At 31.0% G+C, this 18,164-nt stretch carries 11 protein-coding genes; 9 read left to right on the top strand and 2 right to left on the bottom strand.

Features of this window, described 5'->3' with window-relative positions; all coding sequences use genetic code 11:
- Window positions 1–4 precede the first annotated feature (4 nt).
- From ccsA to BLU40_RS00080, 3 genes are all read left to right on the top strand, one after another.
- A complete protein-coding gene (gene ccsA / locus BLU40_RS00090) occupies window positions 5–808 on the top strand; it encodes a cytochrome c biogenesis protein CcsA (protein WP_090118466.1) in 804 nt (267 codons plus the stop codon).
- Between the two features lie 482 nt (window positions 809–1,290).
- A complete protein-coding gene (locus BLU40_RS17820; protein WP_090118465.1) occupies window positions 1,291–3,714 on the top strand; it encodes a TonB-dependent receptor in 2,424 nt (807 codons plus the stop codon).
- 59 nt (window positions 3,715–3,773) lie between these two features.
- On the top strand, window positions 3,774–4,898 hold the full coding sequence (locus BLU40_RS00080) for a PepSY-associated TM helix domain-containing protein (RefSeq protein ID WP_090118463.1): 1,125 nt from the start codon (window positions 3,774–3,776) through the stop codon (window positions 4,896–4,898).
- A gap of 12 nt (window positions 4,899–4,910) precedes the next feature.
- Here the strand turns inward: BLU40_RS00080 and BLU40_RS00075 are convergent, their stop codons facing one another.
- Together BLU40_RS00075 and trpS are read right to left on the bottom strand one after the other, a co-directional pair.
- A complete protein-coding gene (locus BLU40_RS00075; RefSeq protein WP_090118461.1) occupies window positions 4,911–6,083 on the bottom strand; it encodes a DUF418 domain-containing protein in 1,173 nt (390 codons plus the stop codon).
- A gap of 105 nt (window positions 6,084–6,188) precedes the next feature.
- Window positions 6,189–7,157 (bottom strand): tryptophan--tRNA ligase, encoded by a 969-nt coding sequence (trpS, locus tag BLU40_RS00070; protein WP_090118459.1) that lies wholly within the window; start codon window positions 7,155–7,157, stop codon window positions 6,189–6,191.
- A gap of 180 nt (window positions 7,158–7,337) precedes the next feature.
- Here trpS and BLU40_RS00065 point away from each other — a divergent pair, with 180 nt between their 5' ends.
- From BLU40_RS00065 to BLU40_RS00040, 6 genes are all read left to right on the top strand, one after another.
- A complete protein-coding gene (locus BLU40_RS00065; protein WP_090118457.1) occupies window positions 7,338–8,006 on the top strand; it encodes a lysophospholipid acyltransferase family protein in 669 nt (222 codons plus the stop codon).
- A 27-nt stretch (window positions 8,007–8,033) separates the two neighbouring features.
- On the top strand, window positions 8,034–8,690 hold the full coding sequence (gene trhA, locus BLU40_RS00060) for a PAQR family membrane homeostasis protein TrhA (RefSeq protein WP_090118455.1): 657 nt from the start codon (window positions 8,034–8,036) through the stop codon (window positions 8,688–8,690).
- Window positions 8,691–8,788: 98 nt separating this feature from the next.
- Window positions 8,789–14,368, top strand: coding sequence for an alpha-2-macroglobulin family protein (locus BLU40_RS00055; protein ID WP_090118453.1), 5,580 nt, complete (start codon window positions 8,789–8,791; stop codon window positions 14,366–14,368).
- Window positions 14,369–14,537: 169 nt separating this feature from the next.
- On the top strand, window positions 14,538–14,906 hold the full coding sequence (locus BLU40_RS00050) for an endonuclease domain-containing protein (RefSeq protein ID WP_090120254.1): 369 nt from the start codon (window positions 14,538–14,540) through the stop codon (window positions 14,904–14,906).
- A 111-nt stretch (window positions 14,907–15,017) separates the two neighbouring features.
- Window positions 15,018–17,357: a penicillin-binding protein 1C gene (gene pbpC / locus BLU40_RS00045; protein WP_090118451.1), complete on the top strand. Its 2,340-nt coding sequence runs from the start codon at window positions 15,018–15,020 to the stop codon at window positions 17,355–17,357.
- A 68-nt stretch (window positions 17,358–17,425) separates the two neighbouring features.
- Complete coding sequence (locus tag BLU40_RS00040) at window positions 17,426–18,163, top strand: LytR/AlgR family response regulator transcription factor (protein ID WP_090118449.1); 738 nt, start codon at window positions 17,426–17,428, stop codon at window positions 18,161–18,163.
- Window position 18,164: the final 1 nt, after the last annotated feature.

Genomic DNA, 18,164 nt, shown 5'->3' with positions numbered 1-18,164 from the left:
AATTATGACTTGGATAGATTTTCCTTTATACAGCGGAATTGTATTTGTACTTTGGGTTGTTGGTTTAGTAGTATTGCTAATTTCCTATAAAAAGAAACCATTAATTAAAGTAGCAAACATTTTATTTGCACTAGGTTGGGTAGTATTAATTGTATTTGTTGCAAAACTTTGGAACGAGTTAGACAGGCCACCAATGAGAACCTTAGGCGAAACCCGCTTATGGTATTCCACATTTTTACCCTTAATAGGTTTTGTAACTTATTTTAGATGGAAATATAAGTGGTTTTTAGGCTATAGTTTTATTATGGCAATTGTTTTCCTTGCAATTAACTATTTAAACCCAGAAACATACTCAAAAACGCTTATGCCAGCTTTACAAAGTGTTTGGTTTGTTCCTCATGTATTGGTATACTTATTTTCATATGCAGTTTTAGCAGCATCAAGTATTGTAGCCATAAAAGGTTGGTACGATTCTTATAAAGGTGATTTTAAATTAGAAACCCTAAAATTGGCAGATAACTTGGTTTATATAGGCTTTGCTTTTTTAACTTTAGGTTTACTATTTGGAGCACTTTGGGCAAAAGAAGCTTGGGGGCATTATTGGACTTGGGATCCAAAAGAAGTTTGGGCATTTTTAACCTGGATGGGTTATTTAATATACATTCATTACCGTCATTTCCACCCACAAAAAACAAAACAATCTCTTACCATTTTGGCGTTAGCATTTGTGGTTTTATTGGTGTGTTGGTTTGGAGTAAATTACTTGCCAGTAGCAAATACAAGTGTGCATACCTATACGCAGTATTAATTTTGTAACTGTACTTAACTTGTTCACTGAGCGGGGTCGAAGTGTTTCAGCATATTGGCTTGTATTATAAAGTTTAATTGTACTTCTCAATAATGGTGAAGAACCTCACAATACAATAGATTTTTCATTACGCTGTTTTAAACAAATATTTTTGTGCGTTTCCCTTTGGGTCAGGCTGTCTCTACTCGCTTTTTTTTATTGTGAAAAACATTAAAAAAAGAGCTCAAACAAGCCGTTCCATCCTTAACGCATAATACAATGTAAAAGTGCTATTGTAATTGAAGGTGTACAGAGCAATTCAATAGATTATTAACTAATTTCAGTAATGGTATATGCTCATTTTTCTCAACTAACATTTTCATTTTTAAATTAATAACAAATATTTAGCGTTCTTATTTAAAATAATTCTAAATAAGCTTTGTTGTTTAAGTCATGCTTGTTACATTTGCATCTTATTTATAATTAGTCTAAATAAAAATAAGATGAACAAACAACTATCAATACTACTATTTTTAATGCTTACAACCATTATGTTTTCCCAAAACGGAAGTGTAAAAGGTATAATAACTAACAACAATAATAATCCACTTTATGATGTGAATATTATTTTAAAAACAACAACAAAAGGCACCCTTTCAAACAAAAAAGGGTATTTTCAAATACAAAACCTGCAAGACGGAACTTATGTTTTATCAATTTCTAATCTTGGGTATAAAACAAGAGAAATAAAAGTTTCTATTTCAAATAATAGTGCAATAGATTTAGAAACTATTAAACTTTACGAAGGAAATGAAATTTTAAATGAAATTGTAATTGAAAGTGAAAGAACAAATAAGTTTTCAAGAAAACAAAGTGCTTATGTAGCTAAAATGCCTTTAAAAAATATAGAAAACTCTCAAGTTTATAGTACAATTACAAATCAATTATTAGTATCACAATCAGCTAATAACTTTGAAGATGCTTTAAAAAATGCCGTTGGTGTAGACAAATTATGGTCTTCAACCGGTAGAAGTGGAGATGGAGCTGGTTATTATAGCATTCGTGGGTTTTCTGTGCAACCACAATTAGTAAACGGAGTTTCAGGAATTACAAATGGATTTATAAATCCATCAAATGTAGAGCGTGTTGAGGTTATCAAAGGGCCTTCAGCAACCTTGTTTGGTAGTACACTAACTTCATATGGTGGATTAATTAACATAGTTACTAAAAAACCATACAATAGTTTTGGAGGAAGTGTTACTGTTGCAGGAGGTTCTTTTGGTTTTAGAAAAGTTAACGCAGATATTAATTTAAGTAATAAAGAAAACCTTTCTTTTCGTTTAAATACGGGCTATCAAGAAGAAGATAGCTTTCAAGATAACGGTTACAAAAAATCTGTTTTTATAGCACCATCACTTACGTATAAGGTAAATAACAATTTAACGTTTAACTTATCTTATGAAGCTTCGGAAAACGAGCAAACAAACCAAACCTTTTTGTTTTTAAACAGGTCTGCTCCATTGGTATTTAATACAATTGATGAATTGAATTATGATTCTAATAAATCATTAACAAACGACGGTGTAATTATTGAAAATCCTACACAAAATTTTAGAGGAGAAATAGCATATAAATTATCAGACAATTGGTCTTCCCAAACAATAATTGCAGGTGGTACTGCAAAATCAAACGGTTTTTACACTTACTTATGGAACTCTGCCGATTGGACTGATGTGTCAAACCCTGCAGGAACACCAAACTTTGCTTTATACGCTCAAGAAACTGATGCTAAAACAAAAACATTGAATCTTCAACAAAACTTTATTGGAGAGTTTAAATTAGGAGACCTTCAAAATAAATTATTAGTTGGTTTTGATTATTTAAAAACAACAATTATTGATAAAAGTTCTAATTGGGGTTATTTACATTCGATCAATATTCAAGGAGATCTTATTTATGGAGAACCCGAAATTTCAGCAGCTAATTTAAATACCGTTTTAGATGGAATAGGAAATTCAAACATTGAAACAAAACAAAATGTTTTTGGAGCTTATGCATCTAATGTAATTAAGCTTACTTCTAAATTATCGGCAATGGCGAGTATTCGTTTTGATAGATTTGAATATGAAGGTGATGTAAACGATCCTTCAGACGATTTACAAGTCTACGATGAATCTACTTGGTCTCCAAAATTTGGTGTAGTTTATCAACCAATACTTAATAAATTCGCAATTTTTGGTAACTACCAAAACAGTTTTTCATATGTAAACCCAGAATTAGTTCCTGCTGATTTAAGCAATCCTTCTGCTGGAACTGTATTGCAATCGTATGATTTAGAGCGTGCAAATCAATTAGAATTTGGAGTTAAAACAAACCTTTTTAATAACAAATTAGAAGCTACTTTAAATTATTACAATATAGAAGTTAAGGATAAAATAATGGGTTATGGAGCTTCAAAACAACAAGACGCAACTGTTAATAGTAACGGAATAGAACTTGAATTAAATGCAAGTCCAACTAAAGGACTTAATTTAAGAGGTGGATTTAGTTATAACAACGCTGAAGTTACAAAATCAGCTTCAAGACCCGATTTAGTTGGTTTACGACCTGCAGAGTCTGGTTCGGACGTAATTTATAATTTCTGGGGAGATTATAAAATTACTCAAGGTTTTGCTAAAAACGTTGGTTTTGGAGCTGGATTTAATGGAGCAAGCAGCTATAATACTATGAGTGATTATACAAATTCAGGTGGTTTTGAGTTGCCTGCTTATACTGTATTTAATGCTTCTATTTATTATGAAACTAATAAGTATAGAATTAGTTTAAAGGGTAATAATTTAAGTGACAAAGAGTATTATTCAGGTTGGAGTACAGTAACTCCACAACAAAAAAGAGCATTTATTGCTACATTAAATTATAAGTTTTAGATATATAAATTGATAAAAGGCAACTATTATAGTTGCCTTTTATCTTTATTTTTTTTCAAATGAAATATAGAAAAACAATACTCTCAATTCATAAAATACTTGGTTTAGTTACCGGTGTTGTTGTATTTATAGTGTCAATAACTGGTTGTTGTTGGGCTTTTAGAGACGAAATTGAAAGTACTTACAACGAATATAAAAAAGTTGAGCCACAAAACGTGGTAATTTTAACACCAACAAAAGCTAAATTAATTGCTGAAGAAATTTTTCCAAACAATACAGTTCATGGAACGGTTTTTAAAAAAGCAGACGATGCTATTGAAGTTATTTTTTACGATGCTAAACCAGAATTTTATCAAAGTATATTTTTAAACCCATATTCTGGTGAAGTAATTCAAATAGACAATCATTTAAGCGGATTTTTCGCCTTTATTTTAAAAGGTCATATACGTTTATGGTTACCAAAAGGAATTGGAGAGCAAGTAGTTGGAGCATCTATTTTAATCTTTATTCTAATAATTATTTCAGGCTTTGTTTTATGGATTCCTAAAAAAAGAAAAAACTTAAAACAACGATTAAAATTTGATTGGAAATCTACAACAAAATGGAAGCGTAAGAATTTTGATTTACATACAGTAATTGGGTTTTATGCTTGTACTTTTGCTTTGGTTGCGGCTTTCACAGGAGCAATGATATCGTACAATTGGTTAAAATACGTTGTATATGTCTCAACTGGAGGTGAAAAAATACCAGCTTTTATTATTCCAGATAATATTAGTGAAAATCCTGAAATAGACAGTAAAACATTGCCATTAGATAATTTAATTGTAACGCTTCAGAAAGAATCACCAAACGCAAAAAGTTTTGAATTACATTACCCTGAAACAGAAAATTCAAGTATTTATGTTGAAGTTTCAAATAGTGAAGGATTATATTACGATTCTGATTATAGGTTTTTTGATCAAAAAACCTTAAAAGAAATTGAAACAGAAACCATTTTTGGAAAATATAAAAATGCCAAGTTTGCAGATAAAATAGTACGTATGCACTACGATATTCATGTTGGTGCTATTGGAGGTTTAGTTGGTAAAATTATTGCTTTTTTAATAAGTTTAATAACAGCAAGTTTACCAGTAACAGGTGTTTTACTTTGGTATGGACGTAAGTATAAAAAGAAATACAAATAGCTGTTAAATTAGCTATTTTGAATTCAACCAAGTTAAATTATGCCAAATTTGTTCTAGAGGTCCACGTTTATGGTTTTTCATCCACCATTTACTAAACAATATCAATGCAATAGAACTAACAATACCTATTAGTAAACTGTAGGTTGCACCTGTATATTTGTATAATCCAAATCCAAAACCGTAATAAAGTGTTGTGCCAATTATGGTTTGTAAAATGTAATTAGATAAACTCATTTTTCCCATTGGAGAGAAAACGTTTAGTATTTTTTGCCAAAATTTAGAGTAGAATAATAATAAAAACCCTGAAAGCATTACAAATGTAAACGCAAAATTAGTCCACGATTTTTCAATGGCTTTAAACGTGGCTCTTATTGCTTTACTTTCAATAGTTCCTAAAGAGTACTTTTGAATATAAAATAGAGGTATAAACAGTACAATTGACACAATAAAAACCCGTAACCAAAACTTTTTGTTTTTTACTGTTTGTACAAATAAATTCTTTTTTGAAGCTACCATTCCAAGTATAAATAAGGATAGTAAATGCAAAAAGCGTCCGTTTTCCCAACTCCATATCCAAACAGCTTTTTTACCGTTTGTTAAATTTCCTTTTATAGTTTCTAAGAGTGAATCTCCAGGAATATACTCTTTTAACTTTCCAAAATAAGTCCAAGATTGAGGGTTTCCAATTTCAATATTAGGATGCTGGAAATAGTAGATTAGTTTTCCTATTTCAAAAGGTTGTAAAAACAAGATAAATGCAACTATTAGAACCGTTTTTGAATTCAACTTTGCAAACGGAATTAAAAACAACCCAACAAATGCATATAAAGTTAAAATATCACCTTCATAAAAAGCAGAATTTATAGTTCCAAAAATGAATAGTAAAAACAATCTCCATACAAATCGAAGTCTAAAATCATTTCCTCTTTTTGCTTGATTATTCATTTGAATAAAAAAAGTTACTCCAAATAAAAAGGCAAACATTGCGTATGATTTCCCTGCAAATAGAAAAAAAGTAGTATCCCAAATAGATTGATCTAATTGGATCATCCAATTTGGTAAATTTTTGGGCTTAAAAAAGAAATCGAAGTGTTCTAAATTATGTAAAAGCATTATAGAAACCAAAGCAAAGCCTCTTAATGCATCTACATTTAAGAGCCTTTGTTTTGTATTTAACGTTTCCATAATTTATGTTTTATTTGTCATTACTAAGTGATAACGAAGAGTCTCACATTGCTGTGCTAGGATTCTTCATTTCGTTTCACCTCATTCAGAATGACAAATGTTTTATTAATAACCAACTTTTTCTCTAACTCTTTGCAAAACATCAGTAGCTACAGCTTTTGCTTTTGCAGCTCCAATTGCTAATGCTTTATCTACTTCTTCCAAGTTTTCCATATAGTAATTGTAACGTTCTCTTTCAGTAGAGAATTTATCAATTAACAATTCATAAAAAGCTTGTTTTGCGTGTCCATAACCATAATTTCCACCTTCGTAATTAGCTCTCATTTCAGCAATTTGCTCTTCTGAAGCTAATAATTTGTATAAAGCAAATAAGTTACATGTATCTGGGTTCTTTGGTTCTTCTAACGGAGTAGAATCCGTTTGAATCTTCATAATTTGTTTACGTAACTTTTTGTCTGGTAAAAATATATTGATAATATTCCCGCTAGATTTACTCATTTTTCCACCATCAGTTCCAGGAACCCACATTGTTCCTTCTTGAATTTTAGCTTCTGGCGGAACCAAAGTTTCCCCCATTTGATGATTAAACCTATTTGCTACATCGCGTGTAATTTCTAAATGTTGTAATTGATCTTTTCCAACTGGTACAACTTCAGCATCATACAATAAAATATCTGCAGCCATTAACATTGGATATCCAAATAAACCAGCATTTACATCTTCTAATCTATCTGATTTATCTTTAAAACTATGTGCTAATGTTAACCTTTGGTAAGGAAAAAAGCAGCTTAAATACCAAGTAAGTTCAGTAGTTTCAGGAATATCACTTTGTCTGTAAAAAACAGTTTTTTCTAAATCTAACCCACAAGCAAGCCAAGTTGCAGCAGTACTATAGGTGTTTTGACGTAATTCTTCGCCATTTTTAATTTGAGTAAGTGAGTGCATATCTGCAATAAATAAAAACGACTCGTTTTTTGGGTTGTTAGCCATTTTAATTGCTGGAATAATAGCACCTAATAAGTTTCCTAAGTGTGGTGTTCCAGTACTTTGAACACCAGTTAAAATTCTTGACATTTATTATAAATTTAAGCTGCAAAAATACATATTTATAAAAGAAATTAAGAATAGATTTTAAATTACTATTTTTGGCTTTGTTCTAATTTAAAAATACGCGTGATTTCTATCCTTAAATATCCTTTAATTCTAATTTGGAGAGTGTGGTATTATTGTTTGGTTTTTATAACCATTTTGGTAATGTTACCAATTTTGTTAGTCGTTATTTCAAAAGATAAATATTACAAGGCTTTTTATAAAATTGCTCATAATTGGGGAAAGTTAATACTCTTTGGAACAGGTTTTTGGAGCGAGGTTAAAACACTTCAAAAAATAGAAAAAGAGAAAAGTTATATGTTTATTGCCAATCATACTTCTATGATTGATATAATGTTAATGCTTTCTGTAGTTAAAAACCCTTGTGTGTTTGTTGGAAAAGAAGAATTGACTAAAATTCCATTATTTGGTTATGTTTTTAAAAGAACAAGTATAACAGTAAACAGAGGAAATACAAAAAGTAGAAAAGCTGTTTTTGATGAAGCTCAAAAAAGATTGAATAAAGGCTTAAGTATATGTATTTTTCCTGAAGGATTAGTTCCTGATGATGAAAGTGTAGTGCTTTCTGATTTTAAGAACGGAGCATTTCGTTTAGCAATTGAACACCAAATTCCAATTGTTCCAATGACATTTTTTGATTGTAAAAAGCGATTTTCATATACTTTCTTTAGTGGAAAACCAGGGAAATTAAGAGTTAAAATTCACCCTTTCTTTGAGACAAAAGAGTTAAATTTAAAAAACAGAGAAGAATTGAAGAATAAAGCTTTTAATTTAATTTATAACGAATTAATTTCTGATTCAAAAAATACTTAAATCTTCAAAATTTCGTTTTCATAAAAAATGAAAGAAAAAAACATAACATACTATGAGCCTGTTGAAGAAAAAATGAATGTGATATCACATTTAATTGGCTTAATTTTAAGTATTGCTGCGCTTGTTTTATTAGTTGTTTTTGCAAGTTTAGAAGGTTCTGCTTGGCATATAGTAAGTTTTAGTATTTATGGTGCTAGTTTAATTGTGTTGTATTCAGCATCAACATTTTACCATTACTCACAAGATCCTGAATTAAGACGAAAATTAAACATTTTCGATCACGCAGCTATTTATGTTTTAATTGCCGGAACCTATACACCTTTTACTTTAGTAGCTTTAAAAGGTTGGGTTGGTTGGACCATTTTTGGAGTTTCTTGGGGATTAGCAATTGTTGGAATAGTTTTAAAACTTTTTTATACAGGTAGGTTCGATAAAATTTCTACAATAGCTTATGTGTTAATGGGTTGGTTAATAATTTTTGCTATAAAACCATTGGTAAATAATTTACCTTTTGAAGGTTTAATGTGGCTTTTAGGTGGAGGTTTGGCTTATACCATTGGCGCTATTTTGTATAGTATAAAAAGCATACGATACAACCATGCAATTTTTCACATATTTGTGCTACTAGGCAGTTTTGCTCACTTTATAGCAGTTTTCTTTTATGTGTTGCCAATAAAAAAATAATTCAGATTTAGCTTTTTAGTTTTTTTTACGTTTATTTTTTTAAGTATCTTCAAGCAAAATTTTGCTAAACAAAAAAACTATACCCAAAACTCAAACAAATGAAACTTCAAAAAGTAATTTTTGCATTGCTAATAAGTGTGGCTATCATTTCTTGTAAAAATGAAAAACCACAAGAATCAACTAACAACTTATTTAAGTTTAAAGAGTACATAAACTACACAACTTCGGGTGTGGTTTCGGTGGCCGAACCAATTAGAATTGATTTAGCTAAAGAAGTTGAAGGTTGGGTTTCCAACGAAGAAATTTCAGAAAATATTTTTGATATTTCCCCAAGTGTTAAAGGTAAACTTTCAGCATTAAATACAAGAAGTTTATTGTTTCAACCTTCTGAAAAATTACAACCTAATAAGGAATATACGGTTACCGTAAAGTTGGGTAAAATGTATGCAAATGTTCCTTCAGAATATAAATCCTATACATTTAAGTTTAAAACCTTGGAGCAAAATTTTAATATCACTACCAATAACTTACAATCGTACAATAAAGAATGGCAGTATGTTGAAGGTGTAATTAAAACTGCTGATATTTTAGATTTAGAAGATGCTCAAAAAATAATTTCAGCAGAGCAAAACAATAAAAAACTTAAAATAAATTGGAAAAATGCTGATTCAATTAGTACAAATTTCAATTTTATAATTGATAGTATTCAACGTTTTGAGGACGATTCTAAAATTCTAGTTTCTTGGGATGGAAGCAACATAAATGTTGATAACGATGGTAAAAACGAGTTGAAAATTCCAGGAAAAAACAATTTCTCTATTGTAAATATTGAAGTATTTCAATCTCCAGAACAACATTTAAATATCAATTTTTCTGATCCGTTAAAAAAACAACAAAATTTTAAAGGTTTAATTGCCATTAAAAATGCAAGAAACTTAAAATATGTAGTTGATGGAAACGTGTTAAAAGTATATCCAAATACACGAATTGTTGGTAATGTTTTGGTAGATGTTTTCCAAGGAATTAAAAGTACAGATGGTTATAAATTGAAGAATGCTTTTTCTGAAAATGTAGCATTTCAACAAGTAAAACCAGCAGTTAGATTATTGTCTAGCGGTGTTATTTTGCCAAGTTCTAATGATTTAAAATTCAATTTTGAAGCAGTTAATTTAAAAGCTGTTGATGTTAGAGTTATCAAAATTTTTGAAGATAACGTTTTGCAGTTTTTACAATCAAATGAGTTAGGAAATACAAACCGTTACAATATTAGAAGAGTTGGACGTAGAGTTGCTAAAAAAACAGTTACGTTAATTAAAAATGAATTAGAAAACAACGGAAAATGGAAAGCTTATGCCTTGGATTTATCTAAAATGATAAAAGCTGATCCTGGGGCAATTTATAGAATTGAGTTAAGTATAAAACAAGAATATTCGTTGTACAAATGTAGCGATAGCGATGTGGTAACTAATGAAGAAGATGGTTACGATGATTATTACGAAGATGAATATTATTACAATGAGCACGAATACACAACACAACAAGCAGCCGATTTAGATGAGCGTGAAGAACAATATTGGGATAATTTAATTTACAATTACAGCAATAATTATTACAATTGGGAAGACCGAAGTAATCCTTGTAAAAAAGCCTATTACGATAATAATGATCGTATAGTTTCAGTAAATATTTTAGCTTCAAACTTAGGTGTAATTGCTAAAAAAGGCGCTAATAAATCGTACTTTTTTGCAGTAACAGATATTTTAACTACCAATCCGGTTTCAGGTGCAAAGGTTACTATTTACAATTACCAACAGCAAGAAATTTCGAGTTCTGTAACCGACAATCAAGGAATTACCGGAATGGACGTTGATAAAAATGCCTACTTCGCCATAATTTCAGATAAAAAACACAAAACGTATATAAAATTAGATGATGGACATTCGTTATCGTTAAGTAAATTTAATGTTTCAGGTAAAAAATTACAGAAAGGTTTAAAAGGCTTTATTTATGGTGAGCGTGGCGTTTGGCGACCTGGAGATTCTATTCATTTAACCTTTGTGTTGAACGACAATGCGAATCCGTTACCAAAATCTCATCCTGTAAAATTAGAAGTTACCGATGCGCGTGGAAAACTAACCAACAAGCAAGTTACAGCAAACAATGTAAATGGTTTTTATAAGTTCTCAATACCAACTTCCGATAGTGATCCAACGGGAAATTGGAATGCAAATATTAGTGTTGGTGGTGCAAAGTTTCACAAGTCGTTAAAAGTTGAAACCGTTAAACCAAACCGATTAAAAATTAAGATAGATTTTGATGATGAAGTACTTTCAAACTCCAAACCAATTGTTGGTAATTTGCAAGTAAATTGGTTGCACGGTGCACCTGCAAAAAGTATAAAAACAGAGGTTAAGGCAAAATTTAGTAATAATTCAAGTGCTTTTTCAAAACAGTTTCCAGGATATATTTTTAACGATCCTACTCGTACTTTTTATGGTGAAGAAGTTGCCGTTTTCGATAGTAAATTAGATGTTTCAGGAAATGCAACTATCAATAAAAAGATAAATTTAAAAGGAAAAGCTCCTGGAATGCTAAAAGTGGCATTTTTAACCAAAGCGTTTGAAAATGGTGGAGATTTTTCAATGGACGTGATTTCTAAAAATTACGCTCCGTATAGTTCATTTGTTGGGCTGAAATCACCGAAACCAAAACGTTATAGTTCTTTTGAAACAGATGATAATGTTACGTTTGATGTTGCTACGATTACTAAAGACGGAAAACCAATTGCTAGAAACGGAGTAGAGGTTGAAATTTACCAAATTAAATGGCGTTGGTGGTGGAGTTCTTCTTACGATAATCTTTCATCATATAACGGAAGTAGTTATCATAAACCATTCAAAAAACTAAAAGTAAATACTAATTCCGCAGGAAAAGGAACGTTTACAGTTAATGTTCCGGATAAAGATGGAGGTAGATTCTTAATTAGAGTTATTGACCGTAAAAGTGGACACGCAACAGGTAGAACAGCTTATTTCTACAAAAATTGGTGGAAACGTCCTTCAAACGATCCTGAAGCTTCAAAAATGTTAGTTTTTTCAGCAGATAAAGAAAAATACAATGTTGGTGAAACTGCTAAAATTACATTCCCTTCTGGAACTGAAGGTAGAGCTTTAATTTCTATTGAAAACGGAACAGAAGTACTACAAACTGTTTGGCAAAAAACACAAAAAGGAGAAACTACGGTTGAAATTCCTATTACTTCAGAAATGACTCCAAATGTGTTTATAAATATTTCATTATTGCAACCGCATGCAAGCACAGCAAACGATTTACCGTTGCGTTTGTATGGTGTAATTCCAATATTGGTTGAAGATCCAGCAACACGATTAGAGCCACAAATTGAAATGCCAAAAGTGTTGAAGCCTGAAGAGAAATTCACCTTAAAAGTGAGTGAAAAATCAGGAAAACGAATGACCTACACAGTGGCAATTGTTGAAGAAGGTTTGTTAGATTTAACACGATTTAAAACGCCTCAAATTTGGGATTCATTCTACACAAAAGAAGCATTAGGCGTAAAAACTTGGGATATTTTTGATGATGTTATTGGCGCTTACGGTGGAAGTATTGAACAAGTATTTGCAGTTGGAGGTGATGGCGATGCAGCCGGAGGAAAAAACAAAAAAGCAAACAGATTTAAACCTGTTGTGCGTTTTATTGGTCCGTTTGTGTTAGGCAAAGGAAAAACAGCTTCGCACAACATTCAATTGCCAAAATACATTGGTTCGGTTAGAACAATGATTATTGCAGGTGATAATAACAATGCAGCGTATGGAAAAGTAGATGAAACTACGCCAGTTCGTAAACCGTTAATGGTGTTGTCTTCTTTGCCAAGAAAATTAAGTCCAGGTGAAAAAGTAACTTTACCTGTTACTGTTTTTGCAATGGAAAATAAAGTTAAAAATGTAACTGTTTCATTAAAATTATCTGATGGAATTAAAGTAGTTGGTGAGAAAACTCAAAAACTAACATTTGCGAATCCTGACGAGAAAATGGCATACTTTAATTTAGATGTTTCTGATGCAAAAGGAATTGGAAAAATTGAAGTAATTGCACAAGGAAATGGTGAAAAATCTTCTTACGAAGTAGAAATAGATGTGGTGAATCCAAATCCAGTTTCATCAAAAGCAATTGCAGTGGAATTAGAACCAAATGCTACCCAAACTATAAATTTTGAAACCTTCGGAATAAAAGGAAGTAATACCGCAACTATTGAATTTTCTACCTTGCCAGCAATGGATTTTACTGGTAGATTGCAATATTTAATCCGTTATCCGCACGGTTGTGTAGAGCAAACAACTTCAAGCGTATTTCCGCAGTTGTATTTAGGTGATATTTTTGATTTACCTATTCAACAAAAACAAAAAATGACTGATAATATTAAAAATGGAATTGAGCGTTTAGGCGATTTCCAAACTCCAAGTGGAGGTTTAAGTTATTGGATGGGACAAAATTCTGCCAACGATTGGGGAACTAGTTACGCTGGTCATTTTATGATTGAAGCCGAGAAAAAAGGGTTAGTTTTACCATTAACTTTTATGAATAATTGGTTGAAATATCAAAAACAAGCAGCACGCGATTGGAGGCCAAGTTACAAGCGTTATAATTCAGATTTAGCACAAGCATACAGATTGTACACATTGGCATTAGCTGGTCATCCAGATTTAGGTGCAATGAACCGTTTACGCGAGTTTAGAGAAATCTCAAACAACGCAAAATGGCGTTTAGCTGCTGCGTATGCTTTGGCAGGACAAAAAGAGGCGGCAACCAAAATTGCAAACACAGCTAATATTAATTTTGAATCATCACGATACGATTATTACACCTATGGTTCGGTTGATAGAAACCGAGCAATGGCAATGGAAACAATGCTGTTAACGGGCGATAAACAATCCAGAGATTTAGCAAAATTAATTGCAAAACGTTTGTCTTCAAAAAGTTGGATGAGTACGCAAACAACAGCATACAGTTTATTATCAATGGCAAAAATGGTTGAAGTAAATGGTGGAAAATCGGTTAAGTTGAATTATTCAATTAATAGTGGAAAACAAGAAAGTGTAAATACAAAATATGCTATTGCACAGCGCGATTTACAAGTTGTTGAAGGAGCAAATTCCGTAACAATTTCTAATAACGAAAGTAATTTAGTATTTGTAAATGTGTTGAATTCGGGAATTCTTCCTTTAGGAAAAGAAATTGCTGAAAAACGTGGTTTAGGAGTTGCAGTTTCGTACAAAGATTCCAAAGGGAAAACAATTGATGTTTCTAAACTTTCGCAAGGAACAGAGTTTGTTGCTGAAGTTACTGTGAGTAATTTAAAACCTGAAAATGTATATGATATTGCATTGACTGAAATTTTCCCTTCGGGATGGGAAATTGTAAACACACGTTTTACAGATTTTGGAAATACAACTACAGGAAATGCAAATTATACCGATATTAGAGACGATAGAGTTAACTTTTATTTCAATTTAAATAAGAATAAGTCTAAAACATTTAAAGTGTTGTTAAATGCATCGTATTTAGGTAAATATTACTTGTATGGCGTTCAAGCCGAAGCAATGTATGATAATGAATATTTTACGCGTACAACTGGTAAATGGATTGAGGTAGTGAAGTAAACCACCTCTTCTTCCGACTTTTAGTCGGAATTCACTCCTCCTTGAAAAGGAGGAGAATTATAGTTAGAATTGAATGAAGGTTAGAGAAGGAAAATAAAAAGGATTCTTCCCTTTGAAAGGGAAGGTGATTTTAGCAAAGCTAAAATCGGAAGGGTTAACACGCCAAACTATGAAAAAGAGAATTCATAACTATAAACATCTTGAGGAGCGAAGAAAAAAATTAAGGAATAGTTTAACTCCTGCAGAAGCATTTTTATGGAAATGTCTTCAACAAAAAAAATTAGAAGGGAGAAAATTTAGAAGACAACATAGCATTTTAAATTATATTGTAGATTTTTATTGTACTGAAGAAAAATTAATTATTGAATTAGATGGTCAGGTTCATTTTAACGTTGTACAACAAGATAAAGATGCAAAACGAACAATTGAATTAGAAAGTTTAGGTTTTAAAGTAATTAGATTTGAAAATAAGCAAGTTTTTGAAGAAACTGAATTTGTTTTAAATTCAATAAAAAGTAATTTTAAGAAGAGGGATTAAAACCACCTCTTCTTTCGATTTAAAATCGAAATTCACTCCTTCTTTTAAAGGAGGAGAATATAAAAACTCCTTCCCTTTGGAGGGAAGGTGCCGAAGGCGGAAGGGTAAAAAATGAAATTTTTTAAAAGACATAAAATCAAACTAATAATAGCCGTTATTTTATTAACGGCTTATTATTTTTCGTTACCAAAACAGTTGTTTAAAAGTCCAACTTCAACAGTAATTGAAAGTGTTGAAGGCGAATTGTTAGGTGCTAAAATTGCAAATGATGGACAGTGGAGGTTTCCTCAAAACGATAGTGTTCCTTATAAATTTCAACAATGTATTGTTCAGTTTGAAGATGCTCATTTTTACAAGCATCCTGGTTTTAATCCTATTTCAATATTTAAAGCACTTTCAGAAAATATAAAATCGAAAAAAGTAAAAAGAGGAGGAAGTACTATTACGCAGCAAGTAATTAGATTGGCTCGAAAAAATCAAAAAAGAACCTATTTTGAAAAGCTAAAAGAATTGATTTTAGCAACACGATTAGAATTTCGTTATTCCAAAGAAAAAATCTTGTCGTTATACGCATCAAATGCGCCTTTTGGAGGAAATGTTGTTGGGTTAGATGTAGCATCGTGGCGTTATTTTGGACGATTTCCAAACAATTTATCTTGGGCTGAAAGTGCAACATTGGCTGTTTTACCAAATGCACCAAGTTTAATTTACCCAGGGAAAAACCAGCAAGAATTATTAGCGAAACGAAACCGATTATTGAAGAAATTATTCGACGAAGAAATTATAGATAAGTTAACATATGAATTAGCTTTAGAAGAAGAATTGCCTCAAAAACCGTATAGAATTCCTCAAATTGCGCCACATTTATTGCAAAAAGGAGTGAAAGATTTTAAAGGAGAACGTATAAAAACATCGGTTAAAATTGGATTGCAACATCAAGTAAACGACATTGTAAAAACGCATTATAACGAATTAAGTAAAAATGAAATTTACAATGTTGCTGTATTGGTTTTAGATGTTGAAACTCGGCAAGTTTTGGCATATGTTGGAAATTCACCAACTTCAAAAAAACATCATAAAGATGTGGATATTATTAACAAACCACGAAGTACAGGAAGTATTTTAAAACCATTTTTATATGCCGCAATGTTAGATGCTGGAGATTTATTACCAAATACGTTAGTGGCTGATGTTCCAACTCAAATTGCGAGTTATAAACCCGAAAATTTCGACAAACAATTTAGTGGAGCTGTGCCAGCCAGTAAAGCATTGGCGCGTTCGTTAAATGTGCCGGCAGTTAGAATGTTGCAAAGTTTTGGCTTGGATAGATTTCATCATTATTTAAAAGAATTAAAGTTAAAGGATATTAAGTTTAATGCCAATCATTATGGATTGTCACTAATTTTAGGTGGTGCAGAAAGTAATTTGTGGGATTTAAGTAAAAGCTATGCTTCAATGGCTTCAACAGTAAATCATTATGATGATACACAAGGAAAATATTATACTAATGAATTTTTAGAACCTTCGTATTTAAAAGATTTTAAACCAAATTTTGGAGAAACTTCAACGGAAAAACCCATTTTCGATGCCGGATCAACCTATTTAACTTTTGAAAGTTTAAATAAAGTAAACAGGCCAGAAGGCGAACAAAACTGGGAATTTTTTAATGATGCCAATAAAATTGCTTGGAAAACAGGAACAAGTTTTGGCTTCAGAGACGCTTGGGCAATTGGAGCAACAAAAAAATATGTAGTTGGCGTTTGGGTTGGGAATGCCGATGGTGAAGGTCGCCCAGGATTGGTTGGAGTTTCAACAGCTGCTCCAATTTTGTTTGATGTGTTTAATTATTTACCTCAAAGTACTTGGTTTGAAAAACCTTTTGATGAGTTGGTAAAAATTCCAATTTGTAGTAAAAGCGGTTATAGAGCAAGTGAAATTTGTGAGCAAAAAGATTCGATTTTTGTGCAACAAGCAGGTTTAAAAACCAAACCTTGTCCGTATCATTTATGGGTTCATTTAGATAAAAATGAAGAATTTCAAGTAAATACATCTTGTGAGAATTTAAGTAATATGGTGCATAAAAGTTGGTTTGTATTGCCGCCTTTAATGGAATATTATTACGAGAAAAACAATCCATTTTATGCTAAATTACCAAGTTATAGAAACAATTGTTTAAATGAAACTAAAGCTAAAATGGAGTTTGTTAATTTACCTAAAAACACAACATTTTATTTAGCTAAAGATTTTTCGGAAGAAGTAGTTCCAATTGTTGTAAAATTGGTTCATTCAAATCCTGAAACAAAGATTTTTTGGTATTTAAATGAAGAATTTTTAAGCGTTACACAAGAGATACACGAAATAGAATTATTACCAAAAAAAGGACAATTTAATCTTACGGTTGTTGATGAATTTGGGAATGAATTAAAGACTTATTTTGAAATAAGGAAATAAGTTTTGAAGATATGTGCAATTATTGTATCTTGCCTATTTAAAAATAATTATTACATCCCCTTGTTATTATGCTGCAAATTTTACTTGTTGATGATGAAAATGATGCGTTAGAAGCTCTAGAATGGAAATTAAATAACTACATTGATAATGTTGAAATTACAAAATGTAACTCTCCTATTAAGGCCATTGATATAATAAATAAAAATGAGCCTGATGTTGTGTTTTTAGATATCCAAATGCCAGAGATGGATGGGTTTACAATGATAGAAAAATTAGAGAATAGAGATTTTAATCTGATTTTTACAACTGCTCATGATGAATTTGCCTTAAAAGCTATTAAAGTTTCTGCTATAGATTATTTATTAAAACCAGTTGATAAAGATGAGTTATTAGCTGCAATGGATAAAATTACTGAATCTAAAAAAGGTGATTTATTAGAGAATAAATTACAGTTATTATTGAATAATTTAAATGATAATAACGATAAGATTAATATTTCGGCAGACGGGAAAGTGTATTTGCTGGAAAAAGAAGATGTAATTATGCTTAAATCAGATAAAAGTTACACTACAATTTTCTTAAAATCTGAACAACAAATTTTAGTTTCTAAAACGCTAAAAGAGGTTGAGAAAAAGTTTCAATTTTCTGAGTTTTACAGAGTGCATAATTCTTATTTAGTAAACTTAAACCACGTAAAAGAATATATGAAAGGTTTAGGAGGTGAATTAATTATGACTAACGGTTTAACAGCTAGTATTAGTAGAAATAGAAAAGCTGAACTATTTAAGAAACTATACTTAGATTAGA

The sequence above is a fragment of the Lutibacter oricola genome (genome assembly GCF_900106565.1).
In the GTDB taxonomy this organism is placed as follows: domain Bacteria; phylum Bacteroidota; class Bacteroidia; order Flavobacteriales; family Flavobacteriaceae; genus Lutibacter; species Lutibacter oricola.
Note: the sequence above shows the minus strand (reverse complement) of the source record. Positions and strands in the feature narration are given on the sequence as shown.